Origin of the sequence: Coleofasciculus sp. LEGE 07092 (assembly GCF_015207375.1) — a bacterium.
Lineage (GTDB): Bacteria > Cyanobacteriota > Cyanobacteriia > Cyanobacteriales > Coleofasciculaceae > LEGE-07092.
In genome coordinates this window covers 37,299-52,567 of record NZ_JADEWY010000014.1, presented here as the reverse complement: position 1 = coordinate 52,567, position 15,269 = coordinate 37,299, and the positions used below count along the sequence as shown (strand labels likewise).

The following is a 15,269-nucleotide window of genomic DNA, read 5'->3' as shown; positions in this document are numbered from 1 at the left end:
TTGATCTAATTAGATTCCCAGTCCGGACAATTTTCACCATCCCAACCGTAGGGATGCATACCGCAGACTAACAAATTACCGCCGTAGACTTGACCGTGGTAATGGTGACACCCTATACAAGCTGTATTTTGCTCTGGGGTTGGTTCTACCGGATAAGTAAATAGCTGGTCGGTTTCGCCTGTGATATCTTCAAACTCAAAATAAATTTCAATAATAGGCTCAAATACATCCTCTAAGCACTTATCGATTTCTACGCCAACCGTATGATGCCATTCCTCAGTCCAGTCTTCAACGACTTCATTGATCTCCATGAAAAACTCATCAACTCTATCAGCGAATGAGTCGAGGGTTTCAAATAGAGTTTTCGACCACTCTTCCATAATTGGAACTTTAATAAACAACTGATGATTATCGAGCGATCGCTCTGGGGAGATGAACCAACCCAACAGCCATGCTAGCTGGAGCGATCGCGGTAATTCACTAGTCTAGTCCAAGATAGCAGCCCTTCACCAGTCTGCTTACGTTGAGTTTCAATCTTAAACCCAATGACTTACTCACGCTTGAGCCGACGCAGTTCATCTTGCATCGCTTGCACTTGTTGACGCATAGCCTCGACATTCTCCTCTTTCGTCGAAGTCGGCTCTTCATCGTCCGAGATAATTTCGATAGGGCGCGGTTCTCTAGGTGTAGAGTTTTCCTGAGAGGGTTGAACGGTTTGCGTTTGAGCCTGTTTCACCATATCATCAACCATTTTGCGAGCTTCCTCGGTTGTGATCTCGCCCCGTTCTACAAGTTCATCGGCTAGCTTTTGCGCTTGAACCCGTAGTTCTGTCAATGCTCCCCCAGCTTTTTCATTAGCATAGGATGCTAAACCGACGCCGAGGTAAAACGCTTTTTGAACAAGATTTCCAAAACCAGCCATGACAACGGATGCTCCGAGAACTACGCAACTACCCTCTTCCAGGATACGAGATGAAGTGGGAAAGATGCCTACTTTTCTGAGGCAGACTTCCAGTGCAGCATAGCAAAAGGAAAGTAACCACCTCTTTTCAGGCAGGAGAGTAGGGGCGATATTGAGCGGGTTAGTGATTTCACCTGAAACCTGAACTAGTTGCCTGGTGTAGTGTTAGAGGCTGGCTTCACCTAGGTGCTTTACGCCATCCATTGTCTATCGCTTCTGATTCTGTACAAAACCATCTCTCTCCCTTGATCGGATCAATGATTGTGGATTCGTAATCCTCTGCTCCTGGAACGTGATAAATTTTGTTTCCCGTTTCAATAGAGATATTGCCTTTGATGTTACATCCTGGTCTTGGAACGGATGTAATTAGAGGAGGAGAATTGACAGATGTAACTAGAGAGGGAGAATTGCTACCAGTAAATTTCTCGAAAAGAGCAATAATAGCCAGGACAGAAACCGTGATAACCGTTGGAATTAACCCAAAGCTCTTCTTTTTTAGCTTTTTCGGCACAGAGCTAGATGCAACTCCTTCAATTGAAGCATTAGAGGCACGAACTTTTCCATTGGCTTCAGTTGTTAGCTCATAATAAATAGCATCTCCAACTCTCGGACGGCGACCTGCTCCCTTAAGCACAGTGATATGAAGGAAAACCTCTCGCGTTCCAGTATCGGGTTTTATGAAACCGAAACCTCTCTCATCCTTCCATTTTGTCAGAATACCTCTATATTTTTGTGGATTCATGTCATAGGGTTTAAGCCTTAACCCAATTCTAGTCTGGGCTTATCTCCCCCGTCACTATCCGGAATCTTCTAAAGTTCTGTGCAAAAATCGAGTATGTCATCATGGCAATGCCTGCATTCTTTCGGTAAACCCCCATGAACTCGGGTCTCGGACAAATAATCGGTGGACGCTACAAAATCATCCGTCAACTCGGACAAGGCGGGTTTGGGACGACCTTTGTTGCCCAAGACCAGCATTTACCGGGCGACCATTATTGTGTCGTCAAGCAACTAAAACCGCAAGCCACCGACCCCTTCACCTTGCAAACAGCGCGGCGTCTATTTGAGACAGAAGCGAAAATGTTGCTTCAGTTGGGACACCACGAACAAATTCCCCAGCTTTTTGCGTATTTTGAGGAAAATCAGGAATTTTATTTAGTACAAGAATTCATTGAAGGGGATGACCTCAGTCACGAACTAACACCCGGAAAACGCCTCAGCGAAGACCAAGTAATCTCCTTATTGCAGGACATCTTGGAAATTCTCGACTACGTTCACCAACATAACGTCATCCACCGCGATATTAATCCCCGCAATATCATCAGGCGCAAGTCAGACGGCAAGTTGATTTTGATTGATTTTGGTGCCGTCAAACAAGTGAGTACCCAAGTGCAGCAGGGAAAACAGACAAATTTTACCGTCGCAATTGGCACTCCTGGCTATCGTCCCAGCGAACAAGCCAACGGCAATCCCCGATTGAGTAGTGATATCTATGCGGTAGGCATGGTGGGAATTACTGCCCTGACGGGTTTAGAGCCTAATGAACTGCCAACTGACCCGGATATGGGTGAAATTACCTGGCGGGATCGGGCATCAGTTAGCCCCCAATTCGCTAAAGTCTTAGACAAAATGATACGCTACGACTTCCGCGAGCGTTACCCCTCAGCCGATGCCGCTTTACAAGCCCTCAAGGATTTAACCCAAACAACCAACGCCACCGTTGCCTTACCTCCAAAACCTGCCGTTACTCGACCCAAACCCATCAAACCTGTTCTTTACAAGGTTTTAATTGCCATCGGTGCGGTGGGTTTAGTCGGGACGGCAACCGTTTTTACCGTCAATTGGATTAACTCTGCCAACGCTACCGATTTGTACAACCGAGGTGAAACGCTGATTCAGTTAAAGCGGTATGATGATGCGCTTCAGGCTTACAATCGAGCTGTGGAAATCCGACCGGACTATACTGAAGCTTGGCAGGGTCAAGGGGATACCTTTTTGGCGTTAAAGCGTTATGAAGATGCCCTTGATGCTTATGACAAAGCCATTCAAATCCAGCCAGATTATGTAGCAGCTTGGAAAGGTCGAGGCAAGGCATTTGATTTGTTGCAACGGTACGAAGAAGCTATCAATGCCTTTGATACTGCCTTGAAAACTGAACCCGACGATTTGGACGCTTGGGAAAGTCGGGGCAATGTACAGATTAAGTTACAGAGATATTCTGCCGCGATCGCGTCCTTTGACCAAGCCTTAGACATCCAACCCGACTATTCCCCAGCTTGGTATCAGCGTGGCTGGGCTTTGCACAATCTGCGCCAGTACGAAGATGCTGTCAAATCCTACGATAAAACCCTAGAATACAAACCCGACTATTCCCCAGCCTGGTATCAGCGCGGCAACGCCTTTATCAATTTACAAAAGTACAAAGAAGCGGTGGACTCTTACGACCAAGCCGTTCAGTTCCAGCCTAACTTTTTCCGGGCTTGGTACAGTCGGGGTAGTGCTTTAAATAACTTAAAACAATATCAAGATGCTATAGCCTCTTTTGACCAAGCCATTAAATACCAGCCGAACGATTACGAAGCCTGGTACGGTCGTGGTTGGGCGCTGCACCAGTTGCAGCGTTACGACGAAGCGCTGAACTCTTACGATAAAGCAACTCAGTTAAAGTCTAATTCTGACCCAGCTTGGTACAACCGAGGCAACATCCTCTATATCTTAAAACGATACCAAGATGCGATCGCGTCTTACAATCGAGCCATTAGCATCAAACCCAGTCACTACGAAGCGTTGTACAGTCGCGGCAATGCTCTGTTCAACCTCAACCAATACCCCCAAGCCATCGACTCCTATGACAAAGCCTTGCGCTACAAGCCAGATTACCGAGAAGCGAAGGAGGCAAAAAACCAGGCACAGAGCCTGCTAGATGCCGAACGCAAGCGGGCAGAAGAGGAAAAATCTGCCAAAAAGCCTGAAGAATCGGAAAAGGCTGAAAAGCCACCAAAAGACCAAGATTGGTGATAACTGCCCCTATAAGCTGCTTTAAGGCAGTCAGCTAAAAGTTTACAAGAATTCTGAACTCCTGAACCCCTGTATTTTTTTTGGTCAAAGAATGGTAACTTCGGTTACATTCGGTTACATTAGAGTAAACGTACCAAGATGCCTCTAAATAATACCTGATTACCGTTCAAAAGTCAGCAAATCCCGATTTTCTTCAGAAGAAGTTTATATTCACCCCTTATAATCAGTACAGGATTCTTATCCTCTGCTAACAGTTCTTATAGAACAGTAACAAACACCATCAGCGAAAACTCCTTAGTGATGCCTCGCATTCTCGTAATCGACGACGATCCTGCAATTTCAGAATTAGTCTCCATCAATCTGGAGATGGCTGGTTATGATGTTAGTCAAGCATCCGATGGTATCAAGGGTCAGGCACTAGCGCTGCAAATCCAGCCAGACCTGATTATGCTTGACTTGATGCTGCCCAAAGTTGATGGCTTCACCGTATGCCAACGGCTGCGGCGGGATCAGCGTACTGCTGAAATTCCGGTACTGATGTTGACAGCCTTGGGGCAAACTCAAGATAAAGTAGAAGGCTTTAATGCCGGTGCTGATGATTACCTGACCAAACCCTTTGAATTGGAAGAAATGCTGGCACGGGTGCGAGCCTTACTGCGCCGCACTGACCGCATTCCTCAAGCAGCCAAGCATTCGGAAATTCTCAACTATGGTCCTTTGACACTAATTCCCGAACGGTTTGAAACCATTTGGTTCGAGAAGACGGTTAAACTCACTCATCTGGAGTTTGAACTCCTGCACTGCTTGCTTCAGCGCCACGGTCAAACAGTTTCTCCCAGTGAAATTCTCAAAGAAGTTTGGGGTTACGATCCTGATGATGATATCGAAACCATCCGCGTACATATCCGCCACCTAAGAACTAAGCTAGAACCTGATCCCCGCCATCCCAGATACATCAAAACGGTGTACGGTGCAGGATACTGCCTGGAATTACCCACGAATGAGGAATTAGCCACCGAGGTAAACTCCTCCGCTGCCCAGTAGAAGGAAATGGCAAATTGCCACATTGCACGAAAGCTGGTAGCGCAATGAAAATTGGCACTCCTCACGCCTAAAGGGGTGAGGATTCTTTCTTCGCGGGGATTTCGGTGAATTTACCCTCAGAAAGCATTTTTACCGTGTGTCCCACGGCTGCAAGTCCACGAATGCAGACTACTTGTGCGGCTGCTACATCTCTATCGGTCGTATAGCCGCTTGCTACTCCGGTCAAGTCATGCTTATTTATCCATTTTTTCTTTTAGTTTAAGTATGACATGACTTTTTGATACTGGTATGTAAGTGGAAGCAGTTGTTCTCATCAGTATTGCTTTAGCTTACGGCAACCTGGGACAGTACCTACAAGCGTTGGAAAATTATCAACAAGCCCTAACCATTGCCACTGAAATTGGTGACAAGGCAGGAGAAGATAGGATGCTCAACAATATTGGAGAAGTTTACCGCAACCTAGTGGGCTGTCAACCTTAAGTTGACGGGTTGAGACTGACGCGGAGAAACGAAGATTTTTGAGCTTTACTCTTCTCCCCAGCCCCTCTGCCTCCCCACCTGTAGGGCAGAGGACTGTAACGATACAATAGGGTCAGCAACACAGAAACGTACAGCTTATTAGAGCAACTGACAATAGAGGCGTCATTTGCGATTAAACTTTAGAAAAATCGCGACCAATCAGGAACCCTATTGTCAGCAGTACATGGGATAAATGAAATCGTTGAGTAAGTTGGCACCAACAGCGAGAGGAGATAAAAACACGGATGGGCAAGGTAGTCGGCATTGACCTAGGGACAACAAACTCCGTGGTAGCGGTCATGGAGGGCGGCAAGCCGGTGGTAATTGCCAATTCAGAAGGTATGCGGACAACCCCTTCCGTGGTTGGTTTCAGCAAGGATGGGGAACGTCTCGTCGGACAAATGGCACGCCGCCAAGGGGTACTCAATCCCCAAAATACCTTTTATGGGGTCAAACGATTCATTGGGCGCAAGTACACCGAACTCAATCCAGAATCCAAGCGAGTTGCTTACACCGTTCGCCGCGATGAGGCGGGCAACATTAAAATTCGCTGTCCCCGCCTGAAGAAGGAATTTGCCCCCGAAGAAGTTTCGGCGATGGTTTTGCGGAAGTTAGCCGATGAAGCCACTCGCTACTTGGGGGAAGATGTGACGGGGGCAGTGATTACCGTCCCCGCTTACTTTAATGATTCACAACGACAAGCGACGCGAGATGCAGGACGAATTGCGGGGTTAGAGGTTCTGCGCATTCTCAACGAACCCACAGCCGCAGCCTTAGCCTATGGCTTAGATCGCCAAGAGAGCCAAACAATTCTCGTTTTTGACTTGGGAGGCGGCACCTTTGATGTCTCGATCCTGGAAGTCGGGGAGGGCGTATTTGAAGTTAAATCTACCAGCGGTGATACCCAACTCGGAGGCAATGATTTCGATCGCAAAATCGTTGACTGGCTAGCCGAACAGTTTTTAGAATCTGAGGGCGTGGATTTGCGACGCGATCGTCAGGCACTACAGCGACTGATGGAAGCGTCAGAAAAAGCCAAAATTGAGCTTTCAGGGGTAGGAGTCACCGATATTAACTTACCCTTTATCACCGCAACCGAGGATGGACCCAAGCATCTAGAAAGCCGACTCACCCGCCCCCAGTTCGAGGGACTGTGCGGAGAATTGGTCAGTCGCTTGCGCCGTCCCCTCAAACGCGCCCTCAAAGATGCAGGCTTAACACCCGTGCAAATCGATGAAGTGGTATTAGTGGGAGGTTCTACCCGCATTCCCCTGGTGCAGCAACTAGTACGCAGCTTTATTGATAAAGAGCCGAATCAAAACGTGAATCCCGATGAAGTTGTGGCAGTGGGGGCGGCAATTCAGGCGGGAATCCTCAGTAATGAAGTGAAGGATGTCCTGCTTTTAGATGTAACACCCCTGTCCTTGGGACTGGAAACCATTGGTGGGGTGATGAAAAAGCTGATTCCCCGCAACACTACCATCCCAGTCAGGCGATCGGATATCTTCTCTACCGCTGAAAACAATCAGACGCTGGTAGAAGTTCACGTCCTGCAAGGGGAACGGGAAATGGCTGCGGATAATAAGTCTCTAGGGCGGTTTAAACTAACGGGTATTCCCCCAGCGCCGCGAGGAGTTCCTCAAGTGCAGGTGGCATTTGATATTGATGCCAACGGTATTTTGCAGGTGACGGCGCTTGATAAAACTACCGGTCGGGAACAAAGTGTGATGATTCAAGGGGCGTCTACCTTGAGTGAATCCCAAGTTCAGCAGATGATTCGGGAAGCCGAAGAATTTGCCCAGGAAGACCGACAACAGCGGGAACGGGTAGAAAAGCGCAATCGAGCTGACACTATCGCTAATGACGCGGAACGGCAACTTAAAGAGGTGACGCTGGATTTTGGTAGCCAGTTTGCAAGCGGTTATCGACGGAAAATTGAAGCCTTGGTACAGGAACTCCGTCAAGCGATCGCCCGCAACGATGACCGTGCCATCGACCGCGCCCAATCCGACCTTCAAGATGTTCTCTACGAACTCAAGCGCGAGGTGCAACTAGCCTACTCTGACGAAGAAGATGATGACTTTTTTGGTTCCATTCGCCGCGCCTTCTCTGGAGAGGATGAACGAGAGCGGGATCGGTATCAGTATCAGTATCGAGAGCCGGAGCGGGAGCGGGATACCCGCCGCGATCCCTATCAACCCTACGACTACGGTGTTGGGACGGGTGGATACACTCGCAAGCGATCGCGTCCTGCTCCTTTAGAGAATGATTGGGATGAAGAGGATGATGACTGGTTCTAAGGAGTCAGTAGTCGTGCGTCATGAGTCATTTGTCTTTCACTAACATCGGTTTTGAAATAGGGAGTGGGGAACAGGGCATTAGGATTTTGATCCTTCGTTATGAGCAATCGCCCATGAGAGACTGTTTTGAGAATAGGAAGAGGAAATACACAAAAGGTTCAGGGGAGAGTAGTTTTCATGACTTCGTTGTGAGTGACAGCTCATGATGACTAATGACCCATGACCCATGACCCATGACCCATGACCCATGACGAACGACAATGCAAAACTTTCGGAATTATTACGAGATTTTAGGAATCCCCGCAGATGCAACCGGTGAGGAAATTAAGAAGGCGTTTCGGCGGCTAGCGCGGAAGTATCACCCGGATGTGAATCCCGAAGATAAAACCGCTGAGGAAAAATTTAAGGATATCAACGAGGCGAACGAGGTACTTTCTGACCCCACCCGGCGATCGCAGTATGATCAGTTTAGTCAGTTTTGGAAGAAGAAAGGATTTAATCGTAAAGCCCCCAAAGCAAGCACAGCCAGAACTGCATTCAGTCGTAACGGCACAAGTCGCACCTATACCGAGGAAGTTGATTACAGTCAGTTTGGCGATTTTAACAACTTTGTTGAGCAACTTCTTGGACGCCGTCCACCTCGTACAGCCACCACTACTGAACGCACGGGCGTTCGGGTTAGCTCATCGGATTCCTTCCGACCGGGAACGAGCAAAACTGCTTACACCGTTAACGCCCGTCCCACTCCCAAAGACGTGGAAGCGCGGCTGACGCTGCCGTTAGAAAAAGCCTATGAAGGGGGGTTCGAGCGGATTCGCTTGGAAGATGGGCGATCGATAGAAGTAGAGTTGCCTCCGGGTATGGTGACGGGACAGCGAGTTCGGCTCAAAGGTCAGGGCATTGCAGGCGGTAATCTCTTTTTAATTATTACCGTGGCACCCCATCCCTTCTTTCAGGTAGACAGGTCTGATATTGTTTGTCAGCTACCCGTGACGCCAGCGGAAGCTGTATTGGGAGGACGGATAGAAGTGCCGACTCTCGATGGTAGGGTAAAAATGAATGTTCCCTCAGGAGTCCGGTCAGGTCAGCGACTGCGCCTTGCTGGTAAAGGCTACCCGATTGATGGGGTACGAGGTGATCAGTTAGTGGAACTTCAAATTGTGGTTCCCAAAGATCCAAATCCGCAAGCGAGAGAACTCTACGAAAAGCTACGAGAGGTTGAGAATTTTAATCCGAGACGGAGTTTGCCAGTTTAGGTAGTAGTTGAGCTAATCAAGCATCCCAGTCTTGCCGTAACTCAGCCAATTCTGATTTTGGGGCTTAAGGTGACAATCGGTAGGTGTTTTCTGAAGGGGATTGATTTTTGGGGCTGCATTCCTTATTCCACAAGGGTTTGCAGCTTTTGCCTTTTAAAGGAGGGTGTCACGGCTTCTGAAAGCTTTGCTATGAATAGATTTCAGGCTATTTTTAAATTTACTCTTGTCAAGCTTTGGCTCTGGAATGCTATTATAGGGGGAGTCTGTCACCAATGCACCTTGAAAACTGAATACAGCAAGGGTTCTGGATGCCTGCGGTTTAAACTCCACTTAATCCCTATCAGGGATTGAAACTTTTTAAAGGCAGCGCAAAGAACCACTCACCAATGTTTAAACTCCACTTAATCCCTATCAGGGATTGAAACAAACTGCACGGGATACTCCTCCCTTTGGATTAGCAGGGGGATTTGGTAAAATCTCTTGACATCAGAAATTTTGAATACCAGTTATTAAGCCACGACAGACACCCGTGAGAAAATCTAAGTCAAGGGTATTAATGCGATCGCTCGGCTGATGGTAGTGAGGATTCCGCATAAACGCCGTGTCCGTTACCATCATTGCCCGATAACCCCGATCCCAGAAGGGAGAATGATCACTCAGGCGGGTAGCGCGAATCATTACCCCTCGATTCGGTACAGGCAACCACTCACTAGGAATTCCCACGTTCCGAATACTGCGATTAAGGCGTATCATGTCGGGGATTGTGGATAAATTACCAATCAAACCGATAAAATTGCCGCGATTGGGGTAAATGTATTTCAGTCCCGGTGGATAGCGTTGTGAATTGGGGGTTGAATCGCAATAGCCCAGCATTTCTAAAGAAAGCATCAAGCGCAGGGGTTGCTGTTGTTGCTGTAAGTAGGCAGCATATTCCGAACTTCCCAGCATCCCGTATTCTTCCATATCAAAGGCAACCAGTCGAATGGGATGTCTGAGCGGTTGGGTAGCAAAGGCTTTTGCCAATTCCAGCAGTACAGCAACGCCCGTGGCATTATCATCAGCACCAGGGGTTCCAGGTACGGCGTCGTAATGAGCACCTATCAAAATCGGCGGTAATTCTGCCTTATTCCCATTGAAGGGAGGTAAATTAAGGATTAGATTGAAATGAGTTTTTCCCCGCACTTGGAACTCGTAGGTTTCTACTGTGCCCCACTGTTCTAGCTGTTGGCGGATGTATTGCTGGACGTAAAAATGCCCAGCCGTTGCCAGATAAGGATCGCGATCGCGCACCACTTGAGTCAGGTGTTCGTGTAAGCGTTCCTTTAGCTCCAAGGTCAACTCCTCCGACTAGTGTGCGGTGTGCGGGTAACGCGATCGCTCTATTCCTCCTTACATAGTAGATGTCCTTAGGGGATTATCCACAACCGAATTAAACCTCTTTTACTTCCTTTTTCGACGGTTTGTGATGAAAGCGGATTCCCAGAAAGATGTCATAAACAAAACTCAGGAAATCTTTGCCCTTTAGCAGTCCCAGAGATTGGTGACAGCCTTTTTCTTCTAAAAGAGGCTTGGTTGCGCGATAGGCTGGCTGATATTTGTACCAGGGAATGGAGGGCCACAGATGGTGAATCAGGTGGTAGTTTTGCCCCATAATCATAATATTGAGAATGGGACTCGGATAAACTCTGGCATTTTTCCAGCGATCGCGTTCTTTAAATGGGCGATGGGGCAGATAGTCAAAAAACAAGCCCAAGGCTAGACCCACCACTAATGCTGGTACAAACCAAAAATTCATGATGTAGCCCAAAAAGTCGTACTGACAAGCCAGATAGATGATGCTTGCCACAAATAAGCGACTTAAGAACCATTCCAACAGCTCGTACTTGCGCCACAACCGACGCTTAAAGAAAAAAATCTCGTGATAAAAAAAACGAGCGGCAATTAGCCATAGAGGACCCCCCGTTGAAACAAAGTGATCCGGGTCGTTTTCGGGGTCGTTAACATTGGCATGGTGCTGCATGTGGACTCGCGTGAATACTGGGAAGGCAAAGCCCAACATCAGCGCACTCCCATGACCCATCAGCGCATTTGCTATGCGATTTTTGTGAGCGACATTGTGAGAAGCATCGTGAATAACCGTTCCTGCCATGTGCAATGCCAAGACGTTAATGCCAAAGCAGAACGGCTCGTACCAATCCCACAACCAATATCCACAGGTTGAGAAAACGATCAAGGCGATCGCTACTATGAACATTAGTAAAGTTAGATTAAAGTCATCGGGAGGACCCAGAAACTCTCTGGGTACTGTCAGCGGCTTTGTGGCCTCCGACATCGTTGTCTTTGCTCCTTATCTAGTATCCTTTGGTAGTATAAAGCTTCTTAACGACATGATAAAGATTTGTTGACATTAACCCATTTAATCAAACATCAGCAAACTGATTAATATCAACAGGCAATCTTTTTAAAGTCAGCTTTTTGTGGTAATAGAATCAGGGTAAATGGGGAACCACTATCCCAATGCTTCCGTCTACGGGTTAAATTACCCCCGACCGTCTGCCAACCCCCAACGGCGATCACTCTGCTTTATCGAGCTAAACCCTGGTAGCCGCAATCCCAATTAAATACTGAAGGATGGATTCTATGAGATTCTCGCAGTATACTCCCAAATCAGAGCGAATGTCTTTATTAATTAAAACCCTTGGTTTGTCAGCCAGTACTGCAATTTTCTTAACAGGCAATAGCGCCTTTGCCGCAAACGGCTCCCAAACATCCACTGATGTCCAATCCCAGCTATCCCCTAAAACTACATTAGCTCAAGATACTCAATCTGAAGCCAATGACTCCGATGCTCCTCGGTTTACCTGCCAATTCGTGGATGGGGAGTATAGTGTGATGTACCATCCTGAAAGCCAACCCGGTCAAACTTATCCTTGGGCAACTCCCAGTGCTATGGGCGGTGGCTGGTCAGCAGAACGGCGCTGTAACGAGATCAGCAGGCGTCTAGAATTTTACCGCTCGGATGGCTTGCTAGAAATGCAAACGGGTGTCGAAAACAATTACGATATCATCTGTGTCACCACCCAGAAAAATTCTGCCTGTCAAATTGTGCTGACCGTGCCTCCCGGTCAAGATCCCCAGCAAACCCGCGACCTTGTGTTTGAAAACTTAACCGTTGCCGATAGCGGTGAGCAAACCGATGCGGTAGCAACGTTTGTAGAAGGGGGTAGGAGTTCCGAGTTAGTGAATCAAGTGTTAAATGAGGGGCTATCTGCTTTGGGAATGGGCAAAACCCCGATTGGGCGTTCCGCCGATAGCATTAACCTACGACCGTTTTTAGACCCAGCCGACGGTGGCACAGGTACCCAGTTGCGTGGGGGAAGCCGGGTGCGTTCTAATCGTCGCTTAGACCCCAATAATTTCCGTTGAACTGGTTGCTGTTGCTCGTGCAAAAACAGAAGAATCTAAGAAATCATGGTCGTTGAGAATCTCAAAGAGGTTTACGGCTGCTTCTAGCAAGCAGGCATGACCTGAGTGAGGTAATACCAACATCTTGGCGTTGGGTAGGCATTCAACCAGGTACTTGGCTTCTGGTAATGAAGACCATAACCGATCAGCAGCACTGGCTATAACCAAGATGGGTTGAGTCAAGCGTTCGAGTTGCCCTTCGTCAACATTAAACTCCTTCAACATCGACAAGCGCCAATTCGCGGTTTTTGCAGGCACAGAGCGCATGGCATCTAAAAGGGCGCGGCGATCGCTCGGGGCTAGCTTGTCTAGTGAGGCTAAAAAGGGTAAAAATCCTAAAGCGGATAGGCTGTAAAAATTGCCTGGTAGCCAGCTAATCAACGGTGATCCCCACAGGAACCAAGGTTGCTGACTGAAGGAGGTTGCTGGATTGCTCAGAATAATTCGGTCAAACAGATGAGAAGCTCTCAGTGCGACCTTTAGCGCCAAACAGCCCCCAAAGGACTCCCCACACAGATACACTGAACGAGAAGGGCGCTCGGTCAATTCTGCTTCAATGAGGTGTATCACCTCGTCGGTGAGGTCATCCCAGTGGTTGAGATCGTCGGGAGGAATTGCCAAGCATCGAACATCAAATGCTTGGGTTAAGCCTTGGGTCTGCGATCGCAACAACTGACCCGTTCCATCCATCCCCGGTAAAAATACGAACAAGGGAGACTCGGGTTTTAGTTCTCCCGGTGTCAGAAGACAAGGATGACTCGTTATTCGTACCATTATTATCGTTCCATTCAATCGCGAAGTATCAAACGAGATTGTTTGCGCACCAAATCCTAGGTTGCAACGATCCTCGCCCTAGTTAATCTTTCTTTACGATACTTAGCTATTTACGGGTTTGACAAACTGCTTCAGGGACTGACGGCTCTCAATGCATCTCAGATAAAGCAGCCGCGATCCCCAATATTGAGAATTAATATCTTTTTTAGAGTTATTTCAATTTTTTTAAACAACCTTGAGTAAGGTTATGGAATTCTTTGTAGTAATTGATACGTTTTCTGCTAAAAATGCTAAGTAAAGCCGAGTAGATTTATCGACGAGAGTTGGTACTCGTAGCCGTACACTAGAATTTAAAAGCGAATTGGCGGGAGGGTGTTCTCATTAATAAAGATATTCTGCAATTTCATACTGTTTGCGGGTCTGTCATGCTAGGTTCAGAAGAGCTTACAATTGTCGCACAAGTATGCGGTCATGGCTTCCTAACGGAATATAGTCAGAAAATGAGAAAAATTCTCGATAAAACCCTCAATCTAGAGGAGTTGATCGAGGGTTATGGTACTGAGGCGATTTGCTACGACTTCCTCAATGGGACAAAGTTGAGCCAAGATGGGGGCTTTCGCGAAATTCGTTTTAATAATAGTGTGAATACTGATCTTGTAGGCGATCGCGGAAACTGGCTCAAGGGAATATTGGATAAAGCGAACAAATACTGTAGGGCTTCAGTGTCGGCTATCCCAACTCAAGCAATTTTAGGGGAGCACTCTCCCAATGCCATCCGTCTAAAATTGAGGGAGTGGATTGCGAAAGCTGACAAAGCCCCAACTTTTAGTAAAGGTTGCTGCCAGATATTGATCCGGACAGAAGCTTGTAACAAGTTTTTGGACGACCAAGTACTCTGGAACTCCTATAAGCAAGGGAAACAGCAATCCGTCGATCAGGTATTGTACACAATCTGGGAATCAGTTAGACTAGCAGCTTATCTACTCTCACCGATTATTGCCAATATCAGCACCGCTATTTACCAAAAGCTAGGCTATCCAATTGACATTTACGAAAAAGCTCTCATTAAAAATTCAGCAACCTATCCGACTCACGCTCTATGGGGGATTTTTCCCTCTAAGCAGAGCTTGGATACGCCAAAACCTGTTTTTTCGCGATTGGAGTCAAGCTTAAGCTTGTTCCGTCGCCTTCCACACGAGATTAACTGACGGGTTACCCAAGGTGGAAATTGTGGAAAAAGGAGGCATCTACCGTTTTTAACATAAAAAACCGAGGCATAACAATAATGTTGAATAACTTTAATACTGATCCAATTTTTACACCTGAACAAGTTTTAGAAAATCGCGGTCGGGTAGCTATTTTCATTGACGGTTCAAACTTGTTTTATGCTGCCTTGCAACTGGGAATTGAAATTGACTATACTAAGTTGTTGGTTCGTTTAACCGCAGGTTCAAGATTGCTGCGTTCTTTCTTTTACACGGGCGTCGATCGCACTAACGAAAAGCAACAGGGCTTTTTGCTGTGGATGCGCCGTAACGGTTATCGAGTTATTGCCAAGGATTTGGTACAGCTACCCGATGGCTCGAAAAAAGCCAATTTAGACGTAGAAATTGCCGTAGACATGATGGCACTGGTGGGTTCCTACGACACCGCCGTTCTTGTCAGTGGCGATGGTGATTTGGCATATGCCGTAGATGCTGTCAGCTATCGGGGGGTTCGGGTTGAGGTAGTGAGTTTGCGTTCAATGACTAGCGATAGTCTCATTAACGTTGCAGATCGCTACATCGATCTAGATCAAATCCAAGACACTATCCGCAAGACACCCCGACAAAACTACACCTACCGTCCATTGTCCGGTATCGGCATGATGGACGAACCAGAAGAACAATCAATGGGTCATTAGTAACTAGTCATTAATCATTAGTCATTAGT

Annotated in this window: 14 protein-coding genes; 8 read left to right on the top strand and 6 right to left on the bottom strand. The window is 47.2% G+C overall.

What is annotated here, in order from left to right:
• Positions 1 to 5: 5 nt before the first annotated feature.
• The 3 genes from IQ257_RS05620 to IQ257_RS05610 all read right to left on the bottom strand — a co-directional run bounded on the left by IQ257_RS05620 (position 6) and on the right by IQ257_RS05610 (position 1,703).
• Positions 6 to 380 carry a hypothetical protein gene (locus IQ257_RS05620; protein WP_193872624.1) on the bottom strand — a complete coding sequence of 125 codons (375 nt, stop codon included), beginning with the start codon at positions 378 to 380 and terminating at the stop codon, positions 6 to 8.
• Positions 381 to 550: 170 nt separating this feature from the next.
• Positions 551 to 922, bottom strand: a complete 372-nt coding sequence (locus IQ257_RS05615; RefSeq protein ID WP_193872598.1) for a phasin family protein — start codon at positions 920 to 922, stop codon at positions 551 to 553.
• Positions 923 to 1,139: 217 nt separating this feature from the next.
• Positions 1,140 to 1,703: a cold-shock protein gene (locus IQ257_RS05610; protein WP_193872597.1), complete on the bottom strand. Its 564-nt coding sequence runs from the start codon at positions 1,701 to 1,703 to the stop codon at positions 1,140 to 1,142.
• A 134-nt stretch (positions 1,704 to 1,837) separates the two neighbouring features.
• Here IQ257_RS05610 and IQ257_RS05605 point away from each other — a divergent pair, with 134 nt between their 5' ends.
• The 5 genes from IQ257_RS05605 to IQ257_RS05580 all read left to right on the top strand — a co-directional run bounded on the left by IQ257_RS05605 (position 1,838) and on the right by IQ257_RS05580 (position 9,098).
• On the top strand, positions 1,838 to 3,979 hold the full coding sequence (locus tag IQ257_RS05605; protein ID WP_193872596.1) for a serine/threonine-protein kinase: 2,142 nt from the start codon (positions 1,838 to 1,840) through the stop codon (positions 3,977 to 3,979).
• A gap of 300 nt (positions 3,980 to 4,279) precedes the next feature.
• A complete protein-coding gene (locus tag IQ257_RS05600) occupies positions 4,280 to 5,023 on the top strand; it encodes a response regulator transcription factor (protein ID WP_193872595.1) in 744 nt (247 codons plus the stop codon).
• A gap of 294 nt (positions 5,024 to 5,317) precedes the next feature.
• Positions 5,318 to 5,503 (top strand): tetratricopeptide repeat protein, encoded by a 186-nt coding sequence (locus IQ257_RS05590; RefSeq protein WP_193872594.1) that lies wholly within the window; start codon positions 5,318 to 5,320, stop codon positions 5,501 to 5,503.
• Between the two features lie 284 nt (positions 5,504 to 5,787).
• Positions 5,788 to 7,842, top strand: a complete 2,055-nt coding sequence (gene dnaK, locus IQ257_RS05585; RefSeq protein ID WP_193872593.1) for a molecular chaperone DnaK — start codon at positions 5,788 to 5,790, stop codon at positions 7,840 to 7,842.
• Positions 7,843 to 8,102: 260 nt separating this feature from the next.
• Positions 8,103 to 9,098 (top strand): DnaJ C-terminal domain-containing protein, encoded by a 996-nt coding sequence (locus IQ257_RS05580; RefSeq protein ID WP_193872592.1) that lies wholly within the window; start codon positions 8,103 to 8,105, stop codon positions 9,096 to 9,098.
• 486 nt (positions 9,099 to 9,584) lie between these two features.
• On the opposite strand, the gene IQ257_RS05575 is transcribed toward IQ257_RS05580, so the two are convergent.
• Positions 9,585 to 10,430, bottom strand: coding sequence for a M20/M25/M40 family metallo-hydrolase (locus tag IQ257_RS05575; protein WP_193872591.1), 846 nt, complete (start codon positions 10,428 to 10,430; stop codon positions 9,585 to 9,587).
• Between the two features lie 97 nt (positions 10,431 to 10,527).
• The gene (gene crtR, locus IQ257_RS05570) at positions 10,528 to 11,430 is read right to left on the bottom strand and encodes a beta-carotene hydroxylase (RefSeq protein ID WP_193872590.1); all 903 of its coding nucleotides are present in this window, start codon (positions 11,428 to 11,430) and stop codon (positions 10,528 to 10,530) included.
• Positions 11,431 to 11,738: 308 nt separating this feature from the next.
• Between crtR and IQ257_RS05565 the strand changes: the two genes are divergently transcribed.
• Positions 11,739 to 12,524, top strand: coding sequence for a COP23 domain-containing protein (locus IQ257_RS05565; RefSeq protein WP_228060442.1), 786 nt, complete (start codon positions 11,739 to 11,741; stop codon positions 12,522 to 12,524).
• On the opposite strand, the gene IQ257_RS05560 is transcribed toward IQ257_RS05565, so the two are convergent.
• Complete coding sequence (locus tag IQ257_RS05560) at positions 12,501 to 13,337, bottom strand: alpha/beta fold hydrolase (RefSeq protein ID WP_193872588.1); 837 nt, start codon at positions 13,335 to 13,337, stop codon at positions 12,501 to 12,503. The two genes, IQ257_RS05565 and IQ257_RS05560, sit on opposite strands and share 24 nt — an antisense overlap.
• 380 nt (positions 13,338 to 13,717) lie before the next feature.
• Between IQ257_RS05560 and IQ257_RS05555 the strand changes: the two genes are divergently transcribed.
• Positions 13,718 to 14,545 carry a class I tRNA ligase family protein gene (locus tag IQ257_RS05555; protein ID WP_193872622.1) on the top strand — a complete coding sequence of 276 codons (828 nt, stop codon included), beginning with the start codon at positions 13,718 to 13,720 and terminating at the stop codon, positions 14,543 to 14,545.
• Between the two features lie 77 nt (positions 14,546 to 14,622).
• Entirely contained in the window at positions 14,623 to 15,240 is a 618-nt protein-coding gene (locus IQ257_RS05550) for an NYN domain-containing protein (RefSeq protein ID WP_193872587.1), read from the top strand.
• Positions 15,241 to 15,269: the final 29 nt, after the last annotated feature.

What these genes read in the sequence shown, in the direction of transcription:
- IQ257_RS05620 (WP_193872624.1), bottom strand. Translation starts at nt 380, where the DNA reads ATGGAAGAGTGGTCGAAAACTCTATTTGAAACCCTCGACTCATTCGCT.
- IQ257_RS05615 (WP_193872598.1), bottom strand. Translation starts at nt 922, where the DNA reads ATGGCTGGTTTTGGAAATCTTGTTCAAAAAGCGTTTTACCTCGGCGTC.
- IQ257_RS05610 (WP_193872597.1), bottom strand. Translation starts at nt 1,703, where the DNA reads ATGAATCCACAAAAATATAGAGGTATTCTGACAAAATGGAAGGATGAG.
- IQ257_RS05605 (WP_193872596.1), top strand. Translation starts at nt 1,838, where the DNA reads ATGAACTCGGGTCTCGGACAAATAATCGGTGGACGCTACAAAATCATC.
- IQ257_RS05600 (WP_193872595.1), top strand. Translation starts at nt 4,280, where the DNA reads ATGCCTCGCATTCTCGTAATCGACGACGATCCTGCAATTTCAGAATTA.
- dnaK (WP_193872593.1), top strand. Translation starts at nt 5,788, where the DNA reads ATGGGCAAGGTAGTCGGCATTGACCTAGGGACAACAAACTCCGTGGTA.
- IQ257_RS05580 (WP_193872592.1), top strand. Translation starts at nt 8,103, where the DNA reads ATGCAAAACTTTCGGAATTATTACGAGATTTTAGGAATCCCCGCAGAT.
- crtR (WP_193872590.1), bottom strand. Translation starts at nt 11,430, where the DNA reads ATGTCGGAGGCCACAAAGCCGCTGACAGTACCCAGAGAGTTTCTGGGT.
- IQ257_RS05565 (WP_228060442.1), top strand. Translation starts at nt 11,739, where the DNA reads ATGAGATTCTCGCAGTATACTCCCAAATCAGAGCGAATGTCTTTATTA.
- IQ257_RS05560 (WP_193872588.1), bottom strand. Translation starts at nt 13,337, where the DNA reads ATGGTACGAATAACGAGTCATCCTTGTCTTCTGACACCGGGAGAACTA.
- IQ257_RS05550 (WP_193872587.1), top strand. Translation starts at nt 14,623, where the DNA reads ATGTTGAATAACTTTAATACTGATCCAATTTTTACACCTGAACAAGTT.